This is a genomic window from Tsukamurella paurometabola (assembly GCF_900631615.1).
Classification (GTDB): Bacteria; Actinomycetota; Actinomycetes; order Mycobacteriales; family Mycobacteriaceae; genus Tsukamurella; species Tsukamurella paurometabola_A.
Genome location: NZ_LR131273.1, coordinates 4,515,871 through 4,535,441 on the forward strand (window position 1 = coordinate 4,515,871; position 19,571 = coordinate 4,535,441).

20 protein-coding genes are annotated in these 19,571 nt (G+C 66.8%); 3 read left to right on the forward strand and 17 right to left on the reverse strand.

Annotated features, from left to right (window positions below):
- Window positions 1–6: 6 nt before the first annotated feature.
- The 12 genes from ureC to ELY19_RS22520 form a co-directional block, all read right to left on the reverse strand.
- Entirely contained in the window at window positions 7–1,755 is a 1,749-nt protein-coding gene (gene ureC, locus ELY19_RS22465) for an urease subunit alpha (protein WP_126198469.1), read from the reverse strand.
- On the reverse strand, window positions 1,752–2,093 hold the full coding sequence (locus ELY19_RS22470) for an urease subunit beta (protein WP_126198470.1): 342 nt from the start codon (window positions 2,091–2,093) through the stop codon (window positions 1,752–1,754). The genes ureC and ELY19_RS22470 overlap by 4 nt, the downstream gene beginning before the upstream one ends.
- A 7-nt stretch (window positions 2,094–2,100) precedes the next feature.
- A complete protein-coding gene (locus tag ELY19_RS22475; RefSeq protein ID WP_126198471.1) occupies window positions 2,101–2,403 on the reverse strand; it encodes an urease subunit gamma in 303 nt (100 codons plus the stop codon).
- 75 nt (window positions 2,404–2,478) lie between these two features.
- The gene (locus ELY19_RS22480; RefSeq protein WP_126198472.1) at window positions 2,479–2,856 is read right to left on the reverse strand and encodes a universal stress protein; all 378 of its coding nucleotides are present in this window, start codon (window positions 2,854–2,856) and stop codon (window positions 2,479–2,481) included.
- A gap of 2 nt (window positions 2,857–2,858) precedes the next feature.
- The gene (locus ELY19_RS22485) at window positions 2,859–4,367 is read right to left on the reverse strand and encodes a tripartite tricarboxylate transporter permease (protein WP_126198473.1); all 1,509 of its coding nucleotides are present in this window, start codon (window positions 4,365–4,367) and stop codon (window positions 2,859–2,861) included.
- Window positions 4,368–4,369: 2 nt separating this feature from the next.
- The gene (locus ELY19_RS22490) at window positions 4,370–4,879 is read right to left on the reverse strand and encodes a tripartite tricarboxylate transporter TctB family protein (RefSeq protein WP_126198474.1); all 510 of its coding nucleotides are present in this window, start codon (window positions 4,877–4,879) and stop codon (window positions 4,370–4,372) included.
- Window positions 4,876–5,901: a Bug family tripartite tricarboxylate transporter substrate binding protein gene (locus ELY19_RS22495; RefSeq protein WP_227967049.1), complete on the reverse strand. Its 1,026-nt coding sequence runs from the start codon at window positions 5,899–5,901 to the stop codon at window positions 4,876–4,878. Before ELY19_RS22495 ends, ELY19_RS22490 begins: the two co-directional genes overlap by 4 nt.
- A gap of 155 nt (window positions 5,902–6,056) precedes the next feature.
- Window positions 6,057–7,703, reverse strand: coding sequence for an allophanate hydrolase (gene atzF, locus ELY19_RS22500; RefSeq protein ID WP_126198475.1), 1,647 nt, complete (start codon window positions 7,701–7,703; stop codon window positions 6,057–6,059).
- Window positions 7,700–9,691 carry a 5-oxoprolinase/urea amidolyase family protein gene (locus ELY19_RS22505; protein WP_126198476.1) on the reverse strand — a complete coding sequence of 664 codons (1,992 nt, stop codon included), beginning with the start codon at window positions 9,689–9,691 and terminating at the stop codon, window positions 7,700–7,702. The genes atzF and ELY19_RS22505 overlap by 4 nt, the downstream gene beginning before the upstream one ends.
- Window positions 9,688–10,287 carry an urea amidolyase associated protein UAAP2 gene (locus ELY19_RS22510; RefSeq protein ID WP_126198477.1) on the reverse strand — a complete coding sequence of 200 codons (600 nt, stop codon included), beginning with the start codon at window positions 10,285–10,287 and terminating at the stop codon, window positions 9,688–9,690. The genes ELY19_RS22505 and ELY19_RS22510 overlap by 4 nt, the downstream gene beginning before the upstream one ends.
- Before the next feature lie 29 nt (window positions 10,288–10,316).
- Window positions 10,317–11,159 (reverse strand): urea amidolyase associated protein UAAP1, encoded by an 843-nt coding sequence (locus ELY19_RS22515; protein ID WP_126198478.1) that lies wholly within the window; start codon window positions 11,157–11,159, stop codon window positions 10,317–10,319.
- Between the two features lies 1 nt (window position 11,160).
- Window positions 11,161–12,705 carry an amino acid permease gene (locus tag ELY19_RS22520; RefSeq protein ID WP_126198479.1) on the reverse strand — a complete coding sequence of 515 codons (1,545 nt, stop codon included), beginning with the start codon at window positions 12,703–12,705 and terminating at the stop codon, window positions 11,161–11,163.
- A 134-nt stretch (window positions 12,706–12,839) separates the two neighbouring features.
- Between ELY19_RS22520 and ELY19_RS22525 the strand changes: the two genes are divergently transcribed.
- Entirely contained in the window at window positions 12,840–13,502 is a 663-nt protein-coding gene (locus ELY19_RS22525; RefSeq protein ID WP_126198480.1) for a TetR/AcrR family transcriptional regulator, read from the forward strand.
- Between the two features lie 15 nt (window positions 13,503–13,517).
- On the opposite strand, the gene ELY19_RS22530 is transcribed toward ELY19_RS22525, so the two are convergent.
- The 3 genes from ELY19_RS22530 to gnd form a co-directional block, all read right to left on the reverse strand.
- Entirely contained in the window at window positions 13,518–14,012 is a 495-nt protein-coding gene (locus ELY19_RS22530) for a DUF3558 domain-containing protein (RefSeq protein ID WP_232015599.1), read from the reverse strand.
- Window positions 14,013–14,098: 86 nt separating this feature from the next.
- On the reverse strand, window positions 14,099–14,617 hold the full coding sequence (locus ELY19_RS22535; protein WP_126198482.1) for a hypothetical protein: 519 nt from the start codon (window positions 14,615–14,617) through the stop codon (window positions 14,099–14,101).
- Window positions 14,618–14,619: 2 nt separating this feature from the next.
- Window positions 14,620–16,062: an NADP-dependent phosphogluconate dehydrogenase gene (gene gnd / locus ELY19_RS22540; protein WP_126198483.1), complete on the reverse strand. Its 1,443-nt coding sequence runs from the start codon at window positions 16,060–16,062 to the stop codon at window positions 14,620–14,622.
- 162 nt (window positions 16,063–16,224) lie between these two features.
- Between gnd and ELY19_RS22545 the strand changes: the two genes are divergently transcribed.
- Together ELY19_RS22545 and ELY19_RS22550 are read left to right on the forward strand one after the other, a co-directional pair.
- Window positions 16,225–17,127, forward strand: coding sequence for an HNH endonuclease (locus ELY19_RS22545; RefSeq protein ID WP_227967050.1), 903 nt, complete (start codon window positions 16,225–16,227; stop codon window positions 17,125–17,127).
- Window positions 17,124–17,573 carry a (deoxy)nucleoside triphosphate pyrophosphohydrolase gene (locus ELY19_RS22550; RefSeq protein WP_126198484.1) on the forward strand — a complete coding sequence of 150 codons (450 nt, stop codon included), beginning with the start codon at window positions 17,124–17,126 and terminating at the stop codon, window positions 17,571–17,573. The genes ELY19_RS22545 and ELY19_RS22550 overlap by 4 nt, the downstream gene beginning before the upstream one ends.
- On the opposite strand, the gene ELY19_RS22555 is transcribed toward ELY19_RS22550, so the two are convergent.
- On the reverse strand, window positions 17,560–18,525 hold the full coding sequence (locus ELY19_RS22555) for a PIN domain-containing protein (RefSeq protein ID WP_126198485.1): 966 nt from the start codon (window positions 18,523–18,525) through the stop codon (window positions 17,560–17,562). The genes ELY19_RS22550 and ELY19_RS22555 overlap by 14 nt on opposite strands.
- On the reverse strand, window positions 18,515–19,480 hold the full coding sequence (locus ELY19_RS22560; RefSeq protein WP_164711682.1) for a ParA family protein: 966 nt from the start codon (window positions 19,478–19,480) through the stop codon (window positions 18,515–18,517). The genes ELY19_RS22555 and ELY19_RS22560 overlap by 11 nt, the downstream gene beginning before the upstream one ends.
- Window positions 19,481–19,571: the final 91 nt, after the last annotated feature.

Sequence of the window (19,571 nt, forward strand, 5' to 3'; positions counted from 1 at the left end):
CGCCTCTCAGAACAGGAAGTAGCGCTGGGTCATGGGCAGGGTCGACGCGGGTTCGGATCGGACGAGGGTTCCGTCGACGGCGACGGCGTAGGTCTCCGGGTCGACGGTGATCTCGGGCGTCGCGCCGTTGTGCGGCAGGTCCTGCTTGCGGAGGGCGCGGATGCCGCGGACGGGCAGCGTGCGCTTGCGCAGACCGAGTTCCTCTGCGACGCCGGATTCCGCTGCCGCGGTGGAGAGAAACGTGATCGCGGCGTCGTGCACCGCCTGGCCCATCGACCCGAACTGCGGGCGCATGGTGCGGGGCTGCGGCGTCGGGATGGAGGCGTTGGCATCGCCCATGAGGGCGGTGGCGATCTGGCCGCCCTTGATCACCAGATCGGGCTTGACCCCGAAGAAGGCGGGATTCCAGAGCACGAGGTCGGCGAACTTTCCTTCCTCGACGCTGCCGACGTACTCCGCGATGCCCTGTGCGAGGGCCGGATTGATCGTGTACTTGGCGATGTACCGCTTGATCCGCGCGTTGTCGCCGATCCCGGCGAACCGCTCGGCATCGTCGCCGAGGGGGCCGCGCTGGCGCTTCATGGAGTCCGCGAGCTGCCAGGTGCGGGTGATCACCTCGCCGACGCGGCCCATGGCCTGGGAGTCGGACGAGGTGATGGAGATGATGCCCATGTCGTGGAGGACACCCTCGGCCGCGATGGTCTCGGGCCGGATCCGCGAGTCCGCGAAGGCCACGTCCTCGGGGATGTCGGCGTTGAGGTGGTGGCACACCATGAGCATGTCGAGGTGCTCGACGATCGTGTTCTCCGTGAACGGCAGCGTCGGGTTCGTCGACGCGGGAAGCACGTTCGGGTGCCCCGCGATGGCGATGATGTCCGGCGCGTGGCCGCCGCCGGCGCCCTCGGTGTGGAAGGTGTGGATCACGCGGCCGTCGATGGCGGCGACGGTGTCCTCGAGGAAGCCGCACTCGTTGAGGGTGTCGGTGTGGATCGCGACCTGCACGTCGTACTCGTCGGCGACCCGCAGGGAGTTGTCGATGGAGGCGGTGGTCGAGCCCCAGTCCTCGTGCACCTTGAGGCCGATGGCGCCCGCGCGGATCTGTTCGGCGAGCGGCTCGGTCGCGCCGGCGTGCCCCTTGCCGAGGAGCCCGATGTTCATGGGGACCCCGTCGAGGGCCTGCAGCATGCGGGCGATGTGCCAGGGCCCCGGAGTGACGGTGGTGGCGTTGGTGCCGGCCGCGGGGCCGGTGCCGCCGCCGATCATGGTGGTGACGCCGGAATTGAGCGCGGTGTCGATCTGCTGGGCGCTGATGAAGTGGATGTGGGTGTCGATGCCGCCGGCGGTGAGGATGCGCCCCTCCCCCGCGATGATCTCGGTGGCGGCGCCGATGGTGATGGTCACGCCGTCGCTGATCTGCGGGTTGCCCGCCTTGCCGATCCGGAGGATGTGGCCGTCGCGCAGCGCAACGTCGGCCTTGACGATGCCGGTGTGATCGATGATCAGTGCGTTGGTGATCACGGTGTCGGGGATGCCCGTCGACGGAGCGCCGGGCGTGGCGGGATCGCGTGTGAGCACACCGTTCTCACCCATGCCGTCGCGGATCACCTTCCCGCCGCCGAAGACGACCTCCTCGCCGTGGACGGTGAGGTCCTGCTCGACGACCGCGAAGAGCTCGGTGTCGGCGAGGCGCACGGCGTCGCCGACGGTGGGGCCGTAGAGGTCCGCGTACTCGCGGCGGCTCAGCTCGAAACTCACCGTTCTCCCCCGTCCTCGGCGTCGCCGGCACCGTCGAGCGGGCCGTTGACGCGGTTCGCGAGCCCGTGGACCTCGCGCGTTCCGGCGAGGGCGACGAGGCGCACCGTCTTCCCGTCGCCGGGCTCGAACCGGACGGCGGTCCCGGACGGGATGTCCAGACGGTGCCCGTAGGCCTCGGTCCGGTCGAAGTCGAGGGCGCGGTTGACCTCGGCGAAATGGAAGTGCGAGCCGACCTGGATGGGTCGGTCGCCGGTGTTGACGACGCGGACGGTGCGGGTCGGCCTGCCGTCGTTGCACAGGATCGGCGCTGCCGCGAGGCGGAGTTCTCCGGGGATCATGGTGTGCCTAGCGGATCGGGTGGTGGACGGTGACGAGCTTGGTCCCGTCGGGGAAGGTGGCCTCCACCTGTACGTCGTGAATCATCTCCGGCACGCCTTCCATCACATCGTCGCGGGTGAGAATCGTGGCCCCGTAGGCCATGAGGTCGGCCACGGTGCGTCCGTCGCGCGCGCCCTCGACCAGCTCGTAGGTGATGATCGCGACGGCCTCGGGGTGGTTCAGCTTGAGCCCACGGGCCTGGCGGCGGCGCGCCAGGTCCGCGGCGACGACGATGAGCAGTTTGTCCTGCTCGCGGGGCAAGAGGTGCATGAGGATTCATGCAAATCGCTCGCCCCGCCGGCAGTCAAGCCGGATCGTCAGGCGCAACAGGCTGGAAACACGAAGTTAACGCGTGCCCGCGCTTCCCTGCGCGGCCTTCACCGCCAGCACGGGACACGTGGCGTCGAGCAGGATCCGCTGGGCCGCGGATCCGAACAGCAGCTTGCCGGTCGCGGTACGGTGTTTGATCCCGATGACCAGGACGGAGGCGTCCAGCTCGGTACCGACGTCGACGAGTCCGCCGACGGGGTCGCGGTCGAGTTCCTTGGGGTGCCGGAAGCCCACCGTGAGGCCCCGGGCCGTGGCGGCCGAGACGTCGGGCTCGTCGCCGTCCAGGATGAAGACGAGGATCTCCTCGTTGTTGCGGCGCTCGGACTCCGCGTAGGCGGCCTCGAGCGCAGCGGCGCTCTCGGGGGTGGTCGAGTGGGCGACGAGAATCGTCATGGTCAGACGTCCTTTCCGGTGCGGGCGGTGACGACCTGGCGCGTCTTGAGCAGGAGCACGGCGATCAGCAGGGCGTACAGGGTGATGGAGATCGGCGAGGAGACGAACACGGAGTAGTCGCCGTTGGACGAGAGCAGGGCGTCGCGCATGCTGGTCTCGGCGAGCGGTCCGAGGACCATGCCGATGAGCAGGGGCGCGATCGGGATGTCGTAGCGCTTGAAGACGAAGGCCAGGAGGCCGATCGCCAGGAAGAGCAGCAGGTCGAACATCGTGGGCGAGGTCGCGTAGATGCCGAGGCCGCAGAAGACGACGATGCTGCCGTACAGGTACGGCGCCGGGATCAGCAGGAGCTTCGCCCAGAGTTGCGCGAACGGCAGGTTGATGATGAGCAGGACGACCATGGCGATGAAGAAGCTGGCGAGCAGCGCCCACACCAGGTCGGGCGAGTTGTCGAACAGGAGCGGCCCCGGCTGGAGGCCGTACTGCCGGAACGCGGCGAGCATGATCGCGGCGGTGGCGGAGACCGGCAGGCCGAGTGAGAGCAGTGCGCCCATCGCCATGCCGGTGGTCGAGTTGCCGGCGGCCTCCGGCGCGGCCAGGCCGCGGGGTGCGCCCTTGCCGAACATGGGGAACTTCCGGCGCCGGTCCAAGCGGCGCTCCACGTCGTAGGCGAGGAAGGTGGGGACCTCGGAACCGCCGACGGGGATGACGCCGAAGGGCAGGCCGATCGCGGTGCCGCGGCCCCAGGCGGGCAGCGCCTCCTTGAACTCCGCTGCGGAGAGCCAGGCGCGGCCGGCCTTGGCGCCGAGCGCCTTCGGTGCGGGGTCGCGGCGGATCCGGGAGGCGACGATGATGATCTCGCCGAGGGCGAGCATGCCGACGGCGACGATCACCAGGGAGATCCCGTCGAACAGGTTCGCGGAGCCGAAGGTGAAACGCTCCGTGCCGGAGATCTGGTCGATGCCCACGGTGGCGAACATCAAGCCCATCACCAGCGAGGCGAGCCCCTTGAGCACCGATTCCGAAACCACGGAGGAGATCGCACCGAAGGCGAGCAGCGAGAGGGCGAAGTACTCGGCGGGGCCGAACTTCGTGGAGAGGTCCGCCATGAACGGTGCGAGGAACACCACGAGGATCGAGGCGATCATGCCGCCGATGAACGCACCGATCGCGGCGATGGCGAGCGCCTGGGGCGCTTTGCCGTTCTTCGCCATCTGGTGCCCCTCGAAGGTGGAGGCGATCGACGAGGCCTGCCCCGGGGTGTTCATGAGGATGGCCATCGTCGAATCGCCGAAGAGGCCGCCGAAATACACGCCGGAGAAGAGGATGAACGCCGCGGTCGGGTTGAGCGCGAAGGTCATCGGCAACAGGAGCGCCACGGCCATCGAGGAGCCGAGGCCGGGCAGCACGCCCACGGCGGTGCCGATGAGGCAGCCGATGACGACCCACATGAGGTTCGACGGCGAGAGGGCGCCGGCGAACCCGTCGAGCAGGAGTCCGAACTGGTCCATGGCTACAGCCCTCCCAGGATTCCGGACGGGAGCGGGACGTCCAGCAGGACGCCGAAGATCAGGAAGACGAAGCTGGAGAGCAGGAGCCCGACCGAGACGTCGAACAGGGGCCGCTTGCTGTTGAAGGCCCGCGTCACGCACCAGAACAGGAGTGCGGCGGCGAGGATCCAGCCGAGCACGTCGAGGAGTACCGCGAACGCGATGAGGCCACCGATGAGCCAGCCTGCGGACGCCCAGTCGGTGTACGTCCGGAACCTCTTCTCCGACCGCGCCATCTCATCGGGATTGCGGACGAAGTGCACCGCGAGCGCGGCGGCCAGCGCGTACCCGACGATGGCGAGGAGCCACGGGAAGAACGTCGGGCCGGGACTGTCGTCCGACTGGACGTTCATCGTGAGGTTCCCGATCACCACGAGCGTGCTCGCGATGGCGAGGATCGCCGGGACGACGAGTGCGCCGTACCCGGTGCCCGTTCCCGGGGCAGCGGCGTCCAGTTCTGCCTGCGCGGTCATTTGCCCAGCTCCTTGTACAGGCCGGCGATGACACGGTCTTCGTCGGCGATGAAGGTGGTCAGGTCGGGCCCTTCCAGCCAGGCCCTGGTCCACTTGTTGTTGCGTTCCGCCTCGGCCCAGTCCTCGGTGCGCATGACCTCGTCGAAGACGTCGCGGATGTTCTTCACGTCCGCCGGGGAGATCCCGGGCGGGCCGAACAGGGCCCGCCAGTTGGCCAGTGTCACGTCGTATCCGAGCTGGCGCAGCGTCGGGAAGTCCACGCCGTCGAGGGGCTCCTTTGCCGCCATGGCGAGACCTCGCAGCCGCCCGGACTGGATCTGGTCGATGAGGTCGGCGTACCCGGAGAAGGCGGCCTTGGCGGTGCCGGTGACGAGTGCCTGCGCGACCTCGCCGCCGCCCGCCTTGGGGATGTAGGTGGTGTCCCTCGGGTCGACGCCGGCGGCCTTGGCGAACTGCGCCATGACGAGCTGGTCGAAGCTGCCGCCGCCGGTGAACGGGATCGAGTGCGGGTTGCTCCGCCAGGCCCCGACGAGGTCGTCGACGGTCTTGTAGGGCGAGTTCGCGGGGACGACCAGCACGTCGTACTCCTCGAAGATCCGCGCGACGGGAGTCACATCGGTCATCGTCACGGCGGACTTCGTCTGCTGGACGCCGGCGACGAGGCCGGTGCCGCCCACCATGACGACGTCGGCCCGGCCCGGCATCGAGTGCAGCCGGGACAGGCCGATGGTGCCGGCGGCACCGGGCACGTTCACGACCTGGATGTTGGTGGCGATCTTCTGCTCGCGCATGATCGCCTGCGCCTCGCGCATGACGAGGTCCCAGCCCCCGCCGGCACCGGCGGGGGCGATCAGGGTGGCCTTGTTGCGGATGTCAGCGGAGAGGCCACCGCGCTGGAAGGAGTAGAACACCGCCGTCGAGACCACGGCGACGACGATGATCGCGTAGACCGCGAGCGCGACGATGTTGCGCTGTCCCGGTGGGGCTGCGGCATTCCCCGGTTCGTCCGAGCTGTCCGTCACGACCCTGACCTCCTCGTCGAGCTGATGAGGACGCCAGATTATCGCCGCACCAACAGCGTCTGACCGAAACGGAAAATCCGGGTAAAGAGCAGAATGCGCAAAACGCGCAGAACTCCACCGGCGCAGTGAAGCCGTTGCGTCTCAGTCGATCCTGGTCATCGCTCGAGCCAGTGGTCTGTATCGAGCTCCCTCGCATCGCCCAATGCCGACGACTGGCAGGCGAACCCGACGACGGACCGCCCGTCGGCGAGCCGCACGGAGCCGAGGGTCATGGGCGCGGGCAGGCGCGTGAGGAACGTTCCCAGCGCCGCGGGTGCGAGCCGCCACAGCTCGCCGCGGATGGCGCGGCCGTGCTCGGGGTCGTGGACCAGGCCCGGCTTGGGCGGCACCGTCGCCAATTCGACGAGCCGGTACTCCTCGGCGGTCCGTATCTCGCCCGCCCACCACGCCCCGAGTGACGTCAGCTCGTGCTCGAGCGGCTGTCCGCGCAGGTGTGCGCCGAACACGGCCAGCTCGACCGCACCGGCGAGGTCGAGATTCCACGGCGCCACGGCCGGCGCTCCGGCGATCCGCGCAGCGAGATCGAGAGCGACCCCGTCGTGCCCGGCGGGCGCGAGGATCGTGACGCCGAACTGCGCCCCGTCGGTGGTCTCGCCCGCGGGCACCGCCACGCCGCACAGGTCGAGGAGGTTGCAGAAGTTGGTGTAGGTCCCCAGCTCCGAGTTCACCCCGACCGGGTCGGCGGCGACCTCCTCGAGCGTCGGGTGGCGGGGTGCGGTGGGCACCATGAGCCCGGCGAAGCCGTCGAACAGCGCGGTGGCCCGCGCCGCGATGGCGCGCAGCTCGGCCTGGTCCGAGGCCAGACGGTGCGCCGGGAGCTCCCCGGCGGCACGCACGATGCCGGCCACGGTCGGGTCGAGCTGCGCGGAGTCACCGGCAGCATCGATGAATTCCCCTACCGCGCTGTATCGTTCGGCGACGAGGGCACCGTCGTAGAGCAGCTTGGCGGCGGCGAGGAGCTCGGAGACGTCGACGGGTTTCACGCGCAGCCCCGCGGTCTCGGCGCGGGCCACGACACCGTCGAAGGTGGTCCGCCAGGCGGCGGGCAGGGCGGGGAGGTCGGCGGGGATCGCGAGCGTCGCATCGGGCGCGGCGGCGAAGGGGGCATCGGCGGCCCACCCGCGGGTGCCGGTCGCGCCCATGACTGCCATGGCGCGGGTTGCCGTGGCGACGTCGCGGGCGAAGATCGTGACGCAGTCGTACGACGCGCACGCGGGGACCACCCCGTCGGTGCTGACGGCGCCGATCGTGGGCTTGATGCCGACGATGCCCTGCAGCCCGGCGGGTACGCGGCCCGATCCCGCGGTGTCCGTACCGATCGCGATGTCGGCGTAGTCGAGGGCCACGGCGACCGCGGAGCCGGAGCTGGATCCGCCGGAGATGCGGTCGGGCCGCCGGGAGTCCCGCACGGCACCGTAGGGGCTGCGGGTGCCGACGAGGCCGGTCGCGAACTGATCGAGGTTCGTCTTGCCGATCACCACCGCGCCGGCGGCGCGCAGGGCGGCGACGGCCGCGGCGTCGGCCTCCGGGTGGTACGCGTAGCCGGGGCAGGCGGCGGTGGTCGGCAGGCCCGCCACGTCGACGTTGTCCTTCACGGCGAGGACGACACCGGCCAAGGGGCCTCCCGCCGCGAGGGACGCCGCGTACTCGGCGGCGACCTCGGGTTCGGGGCGCAGGGCGAGGAAGACCTCGGGACGGTCGTCGGCGGCGATGCGCCGGTAGATGTCGGCGATGCGGGTCATGCTGCGCTCCTTGTGAACTCGCCGGCGGCCGCCCAGCGGCCGCGCTCCTCGTCGCGGGCGATCTCCATCGCCGACTGCACCCGCGCGATGTCGTCGGCCTCCCGGGCGAGGAAGGCGCGGTGGGCGGAGAGGGAGAAGGATCCGGGTGTGATGTCCACCGAGCCGCGGCCGGCGGCGGTGTCGGCGCGCAGGTCCGCCAGTTCCTCGGTGCTCACGGGGTACCAACTGATCCGGTCGAAGTGCCGCAGCAGCCAGGGGTGTTCGGGCTCGAAGCCGCCCGCGGTGAGCGGGTGGCGGTGGTTCCACACCTGGGTGGTCCGGCCCACGAACTGGTAGCCACCGGGGCCCTCCATACCGTAGATGCACAAGTAGGCTCCCCCGATGCCGACGGCGTTCTCGGGCGTCCAGGTGCGGGCGGGGTTGTACTTGGTGGTCACCAGGCGGTGGCGCGGGTCGAGTGGGACGGCCACGGGCGCACCGAGGTAGACGTCGCCGAGGCCGAGAACGAGGTAGGAGGCGTCGAAGACGATGCGCTGCACGTCCTCGACCGAGCCGAGCCCGTTCATGCGACGGATGAACTCGATGTTCCACGGGCACCACGGGGCGTCACCGCGGACGCCGAGGATGTACCGCTCGATCGCCTCACGGGTGCTGGGGTCGTCCCAGGAGAGCGGCAGCGAGACGATCCGGCTGGGCACGATCATGTCGTCGGCCGCGGGGAGTTCCGATTCCGCCTCCCGGATCCAGTCGAGGGCCGCCGGCTGCCGCAGCGCGGTGGGGTCGAACTTCACCTGCAGGCTGCGCACGCCGGCGGTGAGATCGATAAGCCCGCGCGGCGATTCGGCGCGCAGCCGCTGCTCGAGCGCATGGACTCGGGCCCGCGACTCCAGGTCCAGCGTCATGGCGCCGTACTCGACGAGAATGTTGTCGTCACCCGACCGGCGATAGGTGACGGTGGTCTCGCCGTCCGCCGTGGTCGACCGGGCGAGGACTCCGTCGTCGGCGTCGCCGCCGGCGGACAGCACGACGGGCAGGTTCGCCCGGCGGGCCGCGCCGAAGGCACCGGGCGAGGCCGCCGCGGCGGCACGGACGGGGACGAAGCGCACGCCGTCGCCGGGACGGAGTTGGCCCAGCTTCCAGCGGTCGGCCGTGGTCACCGTGACGGGGCAGACGAAGCCGCCGAGGCTCGGCCCGTCGGGTCCGAGCAGGATCGGGGTGTCGCCGGTGAAATCGAGCGCGCCCACGGAGTAGGCGTTGTCGTGGATGTTGGACGGGTGCAGCCCGGCCTCGCCGCCGTCGGGGCGCGCCCACTCGGGCTTCGGTCCGATGAGCCGGACCCCGGTGCGGTCCGAGTTGAAATGCACCTCGTACGCGGTCTCGTACAGGGTCGCGATGTCGGCCTCGGTGAAGTACTCGGGCGCGGAGTGCGGCCCGACGGTGACCGCGAGCTGCCACTGGGTGGTGAACGCGGGCACCTCGTCGTCGAGGATGCGACGCGGGGCCGCGATCGGCTCGGGGCCGATCGGCAGTTCGTCGCCGGCGGCCAGGATCCGGCCGTCGTGTCCACCGAACTTCCCCAGCGTGAACGTGGCGGCGCTGCCCAGGTACTCGGGCACCGCCGCGCCGCCGCGGACGGCGAGGTAGACGCGCATACCGAGCGATCCGGTGGCGCCGATGGCGAGTTGCTGACCGGGACGGAGTTCGACGGGCGCCCAGGTGGGGACGGGCGTCCCGTCGACGGTGACGGTGACGGGCGCACCGGTGACCGCGACGGTGGTGGCCCCGTCGACGGTGACGGCGAGGCCGCCGAGGGTGCACTCGAATCCCGGTGCGCCCTCGTCGTTGCCGACGGCCAGGTTGGCGAGGCGGAACGAGAGGTCGTCCATCGGGCCGGACGGCGGGACCCCGATCGACCAGTAGCCGGCGCGGCCGGGCCAGTCCTGCACCGTGGTCATCGGCCCAGGACGGACGACGGTGAGGATGCTCATGCGGCCGACTCCGAGATCTCGAGCTCGACGGCCGTGGGGTCGAAGCCGTTGCAGGGGTTGTTGATCTGCGGGCAGTTGGAGATCAGCACCAGGGTGTCGATCTCGGCGCGCAGCACCACTTTCCGGCCCGGAGCGGAGAGGCCGTCGACGATACCGAGAGTGCCGTCGGGATCGACCGGGACATACATGTAGAAGTTGACGTTGCCCACCAGGTCCCCCTTGCCGAGGCCGTGCCGGCTGCCCTCGATCAGGAAGTTCTCGACGCAGGCGTGCTGGTGCTTGGTGTGGTGGCCGTAGCGGAGCGTGTTGGACTCCTGCGAGCAGGCGCCGCCGAGGGTGTCGTGGTGGCCGACCTCGTCGTCGACGATGGTCATCATCGGGCGCGACTCCTGATCGCGGATGACGGTCCCCGTGCCCAGGAAGACGTTGCCCTGGCCGAGGATCGTCTGCTGGGCGCTGTAGCGGATGGTGTGGTCGTGGGCGCCGTAGAACAGGGTGTCGACAGCCTGGTTGCCGTGCAGGTCGGTCATGGTGAGGGTGTGGCCGGCGGGAACGACGCCCGACCAGGGCGCCCGCGGGGTGACGGTGGCGATCATGGGTGGTCCTTACGTTCTGCGGTGAGCGGTCAGTGCGCGGCGCGGTGGGCGTCTTCGGAGTTCGCCACGGCGCGCCGGTACTCCGGGTCGGTGTCGGTGGCGGCGGCGAGCGCGGCGAGGTCGTCGTCGGCGCGCCACGCCAGCACCTCGAGGAGACCGGTGTCGAAGGTCGGCGACGGGTCGAGAGGATGGGCGGTGTTCGCGACGGCGACGGTGCACGGCAGGTGCAGCACCAGCTCGACCGCCTTTCCCGGCCCCGCGCTGCCGGTCGAGATCAGGGCACCGTCGGAATCGACGGTGACGCCGTGGAAGAAGGAGACGGACGGGGGCACGTCGGTGGGCGCGAGGCCGTGCTTGGCGGCGGCGAGCACGAACAGTTCGCGGCCGGCGGGGCTGCTCGAATGCGCCTCCCCTGCGCCGTACTTGGCGGTGTTGCCGGCGAGAGTGGTCGTGCCGCAGAGGGCGTCGTGGTGGCCGGAGTCGTCGGCGACGACGGTGGCGAGCGCGCGCCCCTGATCGGAGAGCAGGGGGTGTCCGGGACCGATGTAGGCCTGCCACGGCACCTTGACGGTGTCGGCCACGTTCAGCCGCTCCCAGGGTGCGTCCGCTCGCCAGAGGAGGATGTTGGCGCACGCTGTGCCGGTGGTGTCCGTGAGGCGCAGCCGGGTGCCGCGGGCCAGGACCTTCGTCGTGTAGCGGCCACCCGGAACGGTCTCCGCCCAAGTGAGGGCTTCGGCGGGCACGCCGGCGGGCGGGTCGGGCCAGGCGGTGGCGGGCACCGTCGGCATGCCTTCGACGCGCGTGTCGGCCTGGGCGCGGGCGTGGGCGCGGGCTCCCTGGGTGCTGGCGGTGGTCTCGGCGGTGGCGGTCACGTCAGATTCCTTTCGTGGCGGGGAGGTTCGGGAGGACGGTGGTGACGGGGCGTGGGTGCGGGCGGCGCGGGAAGCAGGCGATGCCCGCGATGACGACGACCGCGATGGTGATCGGGCCGGCCCACTGCAGCAACGGGGATTGGCCGGTGGGGTCGTAGATCTCGGCGCGCGGCCAGGCGAGGTTGATGACCATCGCTCCGCCGTAGAGGACGGCGGCGGCGTTGATCGGAACGCCCCAGCGGCCCAGGGAGAAGACGGGCTCGCCCTCGGAGTCGCGCACGGTGGCACCGTGGGGCCATCCGCGCAGCCGCTGGTAGAGCATCGGCACCGTCACCGACAGGTAGGCCAGGTAGATGAGCACGATGCACACGCTGGCGAGCGTCGCGAAGATCGCGGGGTTGCCGACGTTCACCAGCAGGACCGCGACGCAGAGGACGCCGATGAGCACGGCCGGGGCCACGGGCGCCTGGGTGCGCGGGTTGACCCGGGAGAGCTGCTCCGAGAACGGGAGCCGGTGATCGCGGGCCATGGAGAAGATGAGGCGGCTGCACGCGGTCTGGATCGCGAGGGTGCAGATGAAGACGGCCACGGCGACGTCGACCAGGAGAACCTTGCCCCAGAACGAGCCGAGGACGGACTGGAGCACGTAGGGCAGGCCGCCGGCGGCGAGCTCCTCCCCCAGCGTCGGCGCGGCCATGAGGGCGGTGATGAGCATGAGGCCGCCGCCGACCGCCGAGGCGGTGAGGGCGAACCGGATGGTGCGCGGTGCGACGCGGCGGGGATTGACGGTCTCCTCGGCGAGCTCGCCCGCCGAGCCGAAGCCCACCATGACGTACGCCGCCATGAGGCCGGAGACGATGAACGCTCCGATGTAGCCGCCGGAGCCCGCTGTGGCGACGTGCGAGGTGTCGAAGACGACCTGGGGCCCGCGCTGGGCGTGCATCGCGAGGGCGCCGATGACGGCGACCACGCCGACGAGCTCGCAGGTGACGCCGATGGCGTTGATGCGGCTCATCCAGTGCACGCCGATGCAGTTGATGGTGGTGGTGACGATCAGGAGGACCGTGCCGAGCAGGACGGCATTGGCGGCGCCGCTGGGGCTGGTGAGGGACGGGTCGTCGCCGATGATCTGGAAGCCCGACCACACGGTGGGCAGCACCACCTGCAGTGCGATCGCGGCCGCCGCGGCGGTGACGATCTGCGCGAGGATCATGAACCAGCCGCCGAACCAGCCGACCACCTCGCCGCCGAGGCGCCGCGACCACTGGTAGATCGCGCCGGAGATCGGGTAGCGGGCGGCCATCTCGGCGAAGCACAGGGCCACCAGGAACTGGCCGAGGTAGACGATGGGCCAGGTCCAGAAGAAGGCCGCACCGCCGAGCGAGTAGCCCAGGCCGAACAGCTGGAAGATGGTGGTGAGGATGGACACGAAGGAGAACCCGGCGGCGAACGACGCGAACGTCCCGAGCGAGCGGCGCAGCTGCGGCTGGTAGCCGAGCTGTGCCAGATCATCCGAATCATGGTGTCGGGGTTGGGTGGTTGTCATGGGCGGCTTCCCTGTCGGAGCTCTATCTGTCAGTTGATAGAAAACCGTTCTCCGGGGTCACCCGCGTTGCCCCGCTGTAAGGAACAGGAAAACCGGCGCTACGAACATGTTTCGTGGCAGGTAGCCTGGCCGCTGTGACGGAGGCGAACGGCGGCGCTGGAGGCGGCGCGGAAACCGCAGGTAAGCGGGGGCGCCCGCGGGTCAACGATCCGCGGCGGCCCGGCGCTACGGCGGTGGACGAGATCCTCGACGCCGCGGCGGAGCTGTTCACCCAGCGCGGGTACGCGGCCACCTCGACGCGGCAGATCGCCGAGGCCGTGGGCATGCGTCAGGCCTCGCTGTACCACTACTTCCCCACCAAGGGCGAGATCCTGACCGCGCTGCTGGAGGCGACGGTGCAGGCGCCGCTCGCGCTCGCGCGCTCCGTGGTTTCCGCCGACGGTTCGCCTCTGGACCGCCTACTGACGTTGGCCCGGTCCGACGCCGGGCAGCTGCTGGCGGCGCGCTACAACCTGGGCGCGCTGTATCACCTGCCCGAGCTGGCGGCCGAGGAGTTCAGCGAGTTCCGCGCCGACCGGTCGGAGCTGGCGTCGCACTATCGCTCGCTGGCCACTGCCGTTGTGGGCGATGACAGCGACCCGCGCACCTTCCTGCCGTTCCGACTCGTGGAGTCCGTGATCGGCCTGCGGTCCGACGGTGCCGTCGGCGCCGGCTCCGGCGCTGGGGACGGAGCGAGCGTTGACGGTGGCGACGTGGTGGACGTGATCTGTCGGGCGATTCAGCAGGTGCTGGCGTAGCCGGTGGTCAGCGCGCTACGGCGCCTTGGAGATCGCCAACGTCGCCCACTCGATCGCCTTGTTGCATTCGGTCACAAGCCCTGGCGACGGCTGTGCACCCTTGCCATCTGCGTAGTACACCGAGTGAATGATCGCGCCCTGCGACATAAACGAGGCGAAGCATCCGCTGTCTCGTTCAGTCGTCACAATCACATTCCGCCCTTTGATAGTTCGATCTCGCTGCCACGGGCGATGACTCTGCTTCGCTTTATATGTCTCAAGTGAGACCTCGTTGCCAAGTTCCTGACTGAAGTACCCCGTCCGGTCCGGTGACTGCCACTGACACCCGCGATAGTTTGGAGAGTCTGAAATCATGACATCTTCCAAAGTCGCGGGATCCGCCCCCAGTGCGCGCATCTCCTCGTCCGAGTACGCCGTACACGGCTCGAAGGTCGTCCCATTGTTGCGTTCGTTCGTACGTTCCTTGTACTTCGGCACGAACGGCAGTGGGCGCGCGCTCGTAATGGCCACGCGACTCTCCGGGACGGGTTGTCCCTCCACCGACACAGCGCACGCAGAGAGCAGCAACGTCACAACAATCAGGCCGAACCGCGCTCTCAGCGCCATCGAACCTTTCCAATCCCCTCAGCGTTCTCCAACTCAGTATCCCCGATATCCTTCGCGATCTGCCTCAACGCAGCGGCGATGACTTCCGCCTCACGCACCTCGCGGGTGAAATTCTGGACCACCGAGTTCTCGTGGTCGTGTACTGCAACCCCGATGTTATGCGTCGCCGCCCGTCCCTCCACGCTGTCCCCGAGATAGTTGGTGCGCCCGACATGGCCAAGTGAACGAATCGCGGCTCTCAGTCGTTCGGCGTGCCGATCATGCGCCTTGGCGAGTTCCTCGATCGGGTCGCCGTTGAGCACCATGATGGGACGATCGACGATGCGCCGCTGCGCTTCGTCGCGGATGCGGTCCTGGTCGGGGTACCCCATGACTCCTCCGATCGTCACCACAGGCGCGAGCACGCCCTCATCAATTGGACGCACCAGCTCCCCGATCGGTTCCGAGAATCTTCGATCGAGACGACGAAGGGGTGCGGCCGTGATTCGGCCGCACCCCTTCGTCGTCATGCTCAGTCCGTCTGGACCTCGCTGCGGTCGCCGGACCACAGGGTGTGGAAGGTGCCCGGCTTGTCGACGCGCTTGTAGGTGTGCGCACCGAAGAAGTCGCGCTGGCCCTGGACGAGCGCGGCGGGCAGGCGGTCGACGTTGAGCGAGTCGAAGTAGCTCAGCGCCGTCGCGAAGCCCGGCACCGGGACGGCGGCCTGGGTGGCGGTGATGACGACGCGGCGCCACGCCTCCTCGCCGTCGCGGATGGCCTGCGCGAAGTACGGGGCCTCGAGCAGCGTGTTGAGGTTGGGGTTCTCGGCGTAGGCGTCGGCGAGGACGTTGAGGAACTGAGCGCGGATGATGCAGCCGCCGCGCCAGATCTTGGCGACCGCGCCCTTGTCGATGTTCCAGCCGTACTTCTCCGCGCCGGCGATGATCGCGTCGAAGCCCTGGGCGTAAGCGACGATCTTGGAGGCGTAGAGGGCCTTCGCGACGTCGTCGACGAAGGAATCGTCGACCCGCGGGGCTGTGGGGCGCTCGATGCCGAGCGCCCGGACCGCGTCGCGCTGCGCCCGCTTGGACGAGACGGCGCGGCCGAAGACGGCCTCTGCGACGCCGCCGACCGGCACGCCCAGGTCGAGGGCGGTCTGCACGGTCCAGACGCCGGTGCCCTTGCTGCCGGCCTGGTCGGTGACGATGTCGACGAAGGGCTTGCCCGTCTCGGCGTCGACGTGCTTGAGGATGTCGATCGTGATCTCGATGAGGTAGCTGTTGAGCGGCCCCTGGTTCCAGGTGGCGAACAGGTCCGAGATCTGGGCGGGCGTGTAGCCTGCGACGTTGCGCAGCAGGTCGTAGGCCTCGCCGATGAGCTCCATATCGGCGTACTCGATGCCGTTGTGGATCATCTTGACGAAGTGGCCGGCGCCGTCGGTGCCCACGTGGGTCACGCACGCCTCCCCCTCGGCGACCGCGGCGATCGACGCGAGAATCGGGCCCAGGGTCTCGTACGACTCGGCGGTGCCGCCGGGCATGATCGACGGGCCCTTGAGCGCGCCCTCCTCGCCGCCGGAGATGCCGGCGCCGACGAAGTGGATGCCCGTCGGGGCGATCTTCGCCTCGCGGGCGATGGTGTCGTGGAAGTTGGCGTTGCCACCGTCGACGATGATGTCGCCCGGCTCGAACCGCTCCTTGAGCTGCTCGATCACCGCGTCCGTGCCCGCGCCGGCCTGCACCATGATGATCGCGGTGCGCGGCTTCGCGAGGCTGGCGACGAACTCGTCGATGGTGTCGCTGGCAACGAAGTTCGCCTCGGGGTGGTTCTTGGCGACCTCGCGGGTCTTCTCCGGCGAGCGGTTGTAGATCGCGACGGTGTTGCCCTCCCGGGACGCCAGGTTGCGGGCCAGGTTCGAGCCCATCACCGCCATCCCCACCACTCCGATGTTCGCCTTGGCGTCGTTGCTGCTCATCGCTTGTTCGTCCCTCTTCCTCGTGGTGGTTCACACTCGGCCCCTACGTTACGTCCCCAGGCCCGACGGTGCCCCCAACCTCACGGCAGCCCGTCGGTCACGCGCGTCAACTCTCCGCTACTGTGACGGTAGTTACGTAGCTTGGCGGGAAAGAGGAGCAGCATGTCTTCAGAGAGTCTCGATCTCCAGCTCCGCGCCGAGATTATGGAATTTCTGCGACACGCAAGTAACGACCAAGAACACCCGATCGCAAAGTCTAGCCTACTATACGACTTCAAATTCAACGGCGCCCCGTTCAAGATAATCGACCACCAGGGCGGGATACGAAAACCCACTGGATTCACCCGCGCAATCTCACTCACCACCTATGAGTCGAACGAGAAATTTGGATACGCTGACGGAATCGGACCAGATGGGTTCATCCGATACAGCTGGCAAGGGGAATCATTCGACGACTATCGCAACAAGGCAGTACGGCAACTTATTGGCACAGACCTGGGCGTTCCGTGGTTCATAAAGGTATCGGACCGCGAATTTCAGCCAGTCTTTCCTTTGCGCGTCGTTGGCGAAGAACCCGAGAATAAGCAATTCGTCTTGGCATTCGAGGACATTGCTCCAATCTTCCAGTCGGGCTCACCGATCGAGACCGCACTCCGTGCCTACGTAACCCGCCAAACAATATCTCGAGTCCACCAAAGATTTTTTCGATCGCAGGTGCTCTCCGCATACAACGACCATTGCGCGATATGTAAACTGCACCATCGGAAGCTACTAGATGCGGCTCACATTATTCCAGATAGCGGCGGTGGCGAACCATCGGTCGTAAACGGACTAAGCTTGTGCAAAATCCACCACCAGGCGTTCGATGAAAACATGCTGGGAATCACCCCGGATTATCTGGTAAAAATCCGAAAAGATATCCTCGATGAGGACGATGGGCCGATGCTTGAACACGGACTAAAGCGCCTCCATAACGGGAAGCTAATGTACCTCCCCAGCTCGAATAAGCTCCGTCCATCTAGAGATCTCCTCTCATCTCGATACAATGAATTCCTGAGCGCATGATCACGCGACCAGACGAGTTTCGCCAGATCGATCGCAAACTTCCAACGCTCGTCGTCGCCGCAATCATCGTCGACGACTTGGCGCATCCTACGCGCGTTCTAGCTGCGCAGCGAATGCGTCCCGATACACTAGCAGGGCTCTGGGAGTTTCCCGGCGGAAAGGTCGAGCCAAACGAGTCGCCGAGGAGGGCGCTAGCACGCGAGATCTTTGAAGAACTGGGAACGATAATCGAAGTTGGCGACCAGTTGCCCCATCCCTCCGGCGCATGGCCGATATCTTCAAAGTTCGAAATGTTTCTGTACTTCTCCGCAATAGTTGATGGCGAACCAACTGCCGGGGACTCGCACTCTGAATTACGTTGGGTTACCGAAGAAACAATAGCATCTATTCATTGGCTACCGGCAGATGCGGACGCTATCGAAAAGATTCGCGCTAGACTTCAGTGATTTTGAGAGAAGTAGCCGAGATTGAACTGCTAATAATCTTCATATCTGCAGGGTCAACGGGCCGAAACCCCTCAAACTGAAGATCATACTCCGCGAAGCACTCGACATTGCCCGATATTGGACTCAGTCCCTCCTCTCCCATGTCAACCAAGTAATCCGCCTTGAGAACGACGACAACAAGAACATCTAGTTTATAGACCCCGTCGACAGTCAAATTGGAGAACGACACTTCAGCGTCCTCCAAGCTCACCTCAGCGGTAGAGATCTCGAGCGACGAGAACGTGTCATCGATTCGAACCCTCGACATGAAAGCGCCATTCATGATACTTGCTGCATCAATGCTTTCCGCCGCGATTACAACCTCTGAAGGATTCGTCAATTTCGCAAGAAGGTCCCTTATGGAGCTGGCGTACTCGATCGCCAGCTGATCAGCTACTATCTCTGCCTGCAATTCTGGTTTGAACTCGCCTTCAGAGCCGAAATCCTGAGAGTTGTGAGTGACAAGATAAACTTTGCAACCTTCGCGCGCGAGCCTGAGTGCTGTTAGCCAAATTGCGCAGTCGCGTGCCCCTACTCCTTTTTCCTTCGCTGGAGCCACACGGCGCGCCTCGCGCCGAAGCGCCTCGATGGCATCGCGCCCGTCAACACCATAAACACGGAAGTTCTCACGAAGTCGCTGTTCCCAAATGGCTTCAATCTCAGATATCCCTGGAATGAATGTTGTTAGGTCGATCAACGCGCCGAGCCTGCGACTCGACCTCGCCAGTTGATCAATCCATTCTCGCGCGTTCGCGCACACCAGGTTGACGCTCTCTTCGAAGGTAATGCTCGTGATACCTATCTCAATGCCAGATGACCGAGCGATCTTTCGCGCGGCGCGAAAGCTCAAAGAATCTAGATTTCCCGCTTCTGCGATTACGTTAGTGTCGAGAAGCACGATGTCATTCGACATTTAACGCCTCCTCCAGGCGGGATTCAATCGCAGACGCAAGGTGCGAGAAGTCCTCGAAAGTGTCACGTGCCCTGATATATTGAGCGCCGCGTGCTTCCGCTCCGGACAATTCAAAAATAGCAGAATTCGACTCCTGCGCTCGCGGAACGAGACTGGAAAGGTTCCGAATCGTTCCCAACTGCCCTGGAGGTTTTGGGGTGGCGATCCCCAACGAGGAGAGTTTTTCGGGTATCTCCGCGTCATATGTTGCGGGAATGCGGTGATACCACTCCTTAAATGCTGCTGTAGGTGCGCTTCGGTAGCTCGCAAACTGCTGGCTAATATAGCCTATCGGGATTGGGCATCCCGGCAACATGCTGCCCACGAAGTCCGACGAAATACCCGTCCTATCGGCTTGCTCGCGTGCAATTCTCCACTCCGATACCCAGTCAGTCAGACTCTTTCCCACACTCGGCAGTGCCGTAATTGAGAACAGATCAGGAGCCAAGGGGACAACAAACCCGTCTGACCCTAGAAGGATTACACGGTTGAGCGCTCCTACGCTTGGGCCGACATCAATCAAAACGAAGTCGCACCCAATCTTCTCGACAGTAGAAAGTATCAATCTTTGAATTGCAGTCGTCTGCTGGAATCCATTGTATCTTCCTGCTAGGCTGCTAGTCCAGCTCTCGGGTAGAATCCCTTCGAACTCACTTAGGCGAATATGCCCAGGGAGAATCCACACATTGTCGCGAATAAGTTCCGGGGTAACGTCGGCGATGTCGCCGGTCGTCTTGATCACAGGTAGGAGAGCGTGATAAATATCGCGCTTTTCGTCGAGTACGGTCTGGTATCTTTCCGCGGGCAATGCCAGACTCGTCAGATTAGCTTGCGGGTCAGCGTCCACAAATAGTATGGAGCGCCCGGCGCGAGCAAGGGCGATTCCGATATTAAAAATGAGAGTGGTCTTACCCACGCCACCCTTGTGATTGAAGAACGACACTATCTTCACTATTCCCCCCAATTCGCGAACTGTGATAACTCGGCGCCCAACATTACACGACAGC

Excerpts from the sequence above, each read along its gene's own strand:
- ELY19_RS22520 (WP_126198479.1), bottom strand. The coding sequence starts at position 12,705 with ATGACAACCACCCAACCCCGACACCATGATTCGGATGATCTGGCACAG.
- ELY19_RS22535 (WP_126198482.1), bottom strand. The coding sequence starts at position 14,617 with ATGACGACGAAGGGGTGCGGCCGAATCACGGCCGCACCCCTTCGTCGT.
- ELY19_RS22550 (WP_126198484.1), top strand. The coding sequence starts at position 17,124 with ATGATCACGCGACCAGACGAGTTTCGCCAGATCGATCGCAAACTTCCA.
- ELY19_RS22485 (WP_126198473.1), bottom strand. The coding sequence starts at position 4,367 with ATGGACCAGTTCGGACTCCTGCTCGACGGGTTCGCCGGCGCCCTCTCG.
- ELY19_RS22480 (WP_126198472.1), bottom strand. The coding sequence starts at position 2,856 with ATGACGATTCTCGTCGCCCACTCGACCACCCCCGAGAGCGCCGCTGCG.
- gnd (WP_126198483.1), bottom strand. The coding sequence starts at position 16,062 with ATGAGCAGCAACGACGCCAAGGCGAACATCGGAGTGGTGGGGATGGCG.
- ELY19_RS22490 (WP_126198474.1), bottom strand. The coding sequence starts at position 4,879 with ATGACCGCGCAGGCAGAACTGGACGCCGCTGCCCCGGGAACGGGCACC.
- ELY19_RS22475 (WP_126198471.1), bottom strand. The coding sequence starts at position 2,403 with ATGCACCTCTTGCCCCGCGAGCAGGACAAACTGCTCATCGTCGTCGCC.
- atzF (WP_126198475.1), bottom strand. The coding sequence starts at position 7,703 with ATGACCCGCATCGCCGACATCTACCGGCGCATCGCCGCCGACGACCGT.
- ELY19_RS22545 (WP_227967050.1), top strand. The coding sequence starts at position 16,225 with ATGTCTTCAGAGAGTCTCGATCTCCAGCTCCGCGCCGAGATTATGGAA.
- ELY19_RS22505 (WP_126198476.1), bottom strand. The coding sequence starts at position 9,691 with ATGAGCATCCTCACCGTCGTCCGTCCTGGGCCGATGACCACGGTGCAG.
- ELY19_RS22510 (WP_126198477.1), bottom strand. The coding sequence starts at position 10,287 with ATGATCGCCACCGTCACCCCGCGGGCGCCCTGGTCGGGCGTCGTTCCC.
- ELY19_RS22555 (WP_126198485.1), bottom strand. The coding sequence starts at position 18,525 with ATGTCGAATGACATCGTGCTTCTCGACACTAACGTAATCGCAGAAGCG.
- ELY19_RS22470 (WP_126198470.1), bottom strand. The coding sequence starts at position 2,093 with ATGATCCCCGGAGAACTCCGCCTCGCGGCAGCGCCGATCCTGTGCAAC.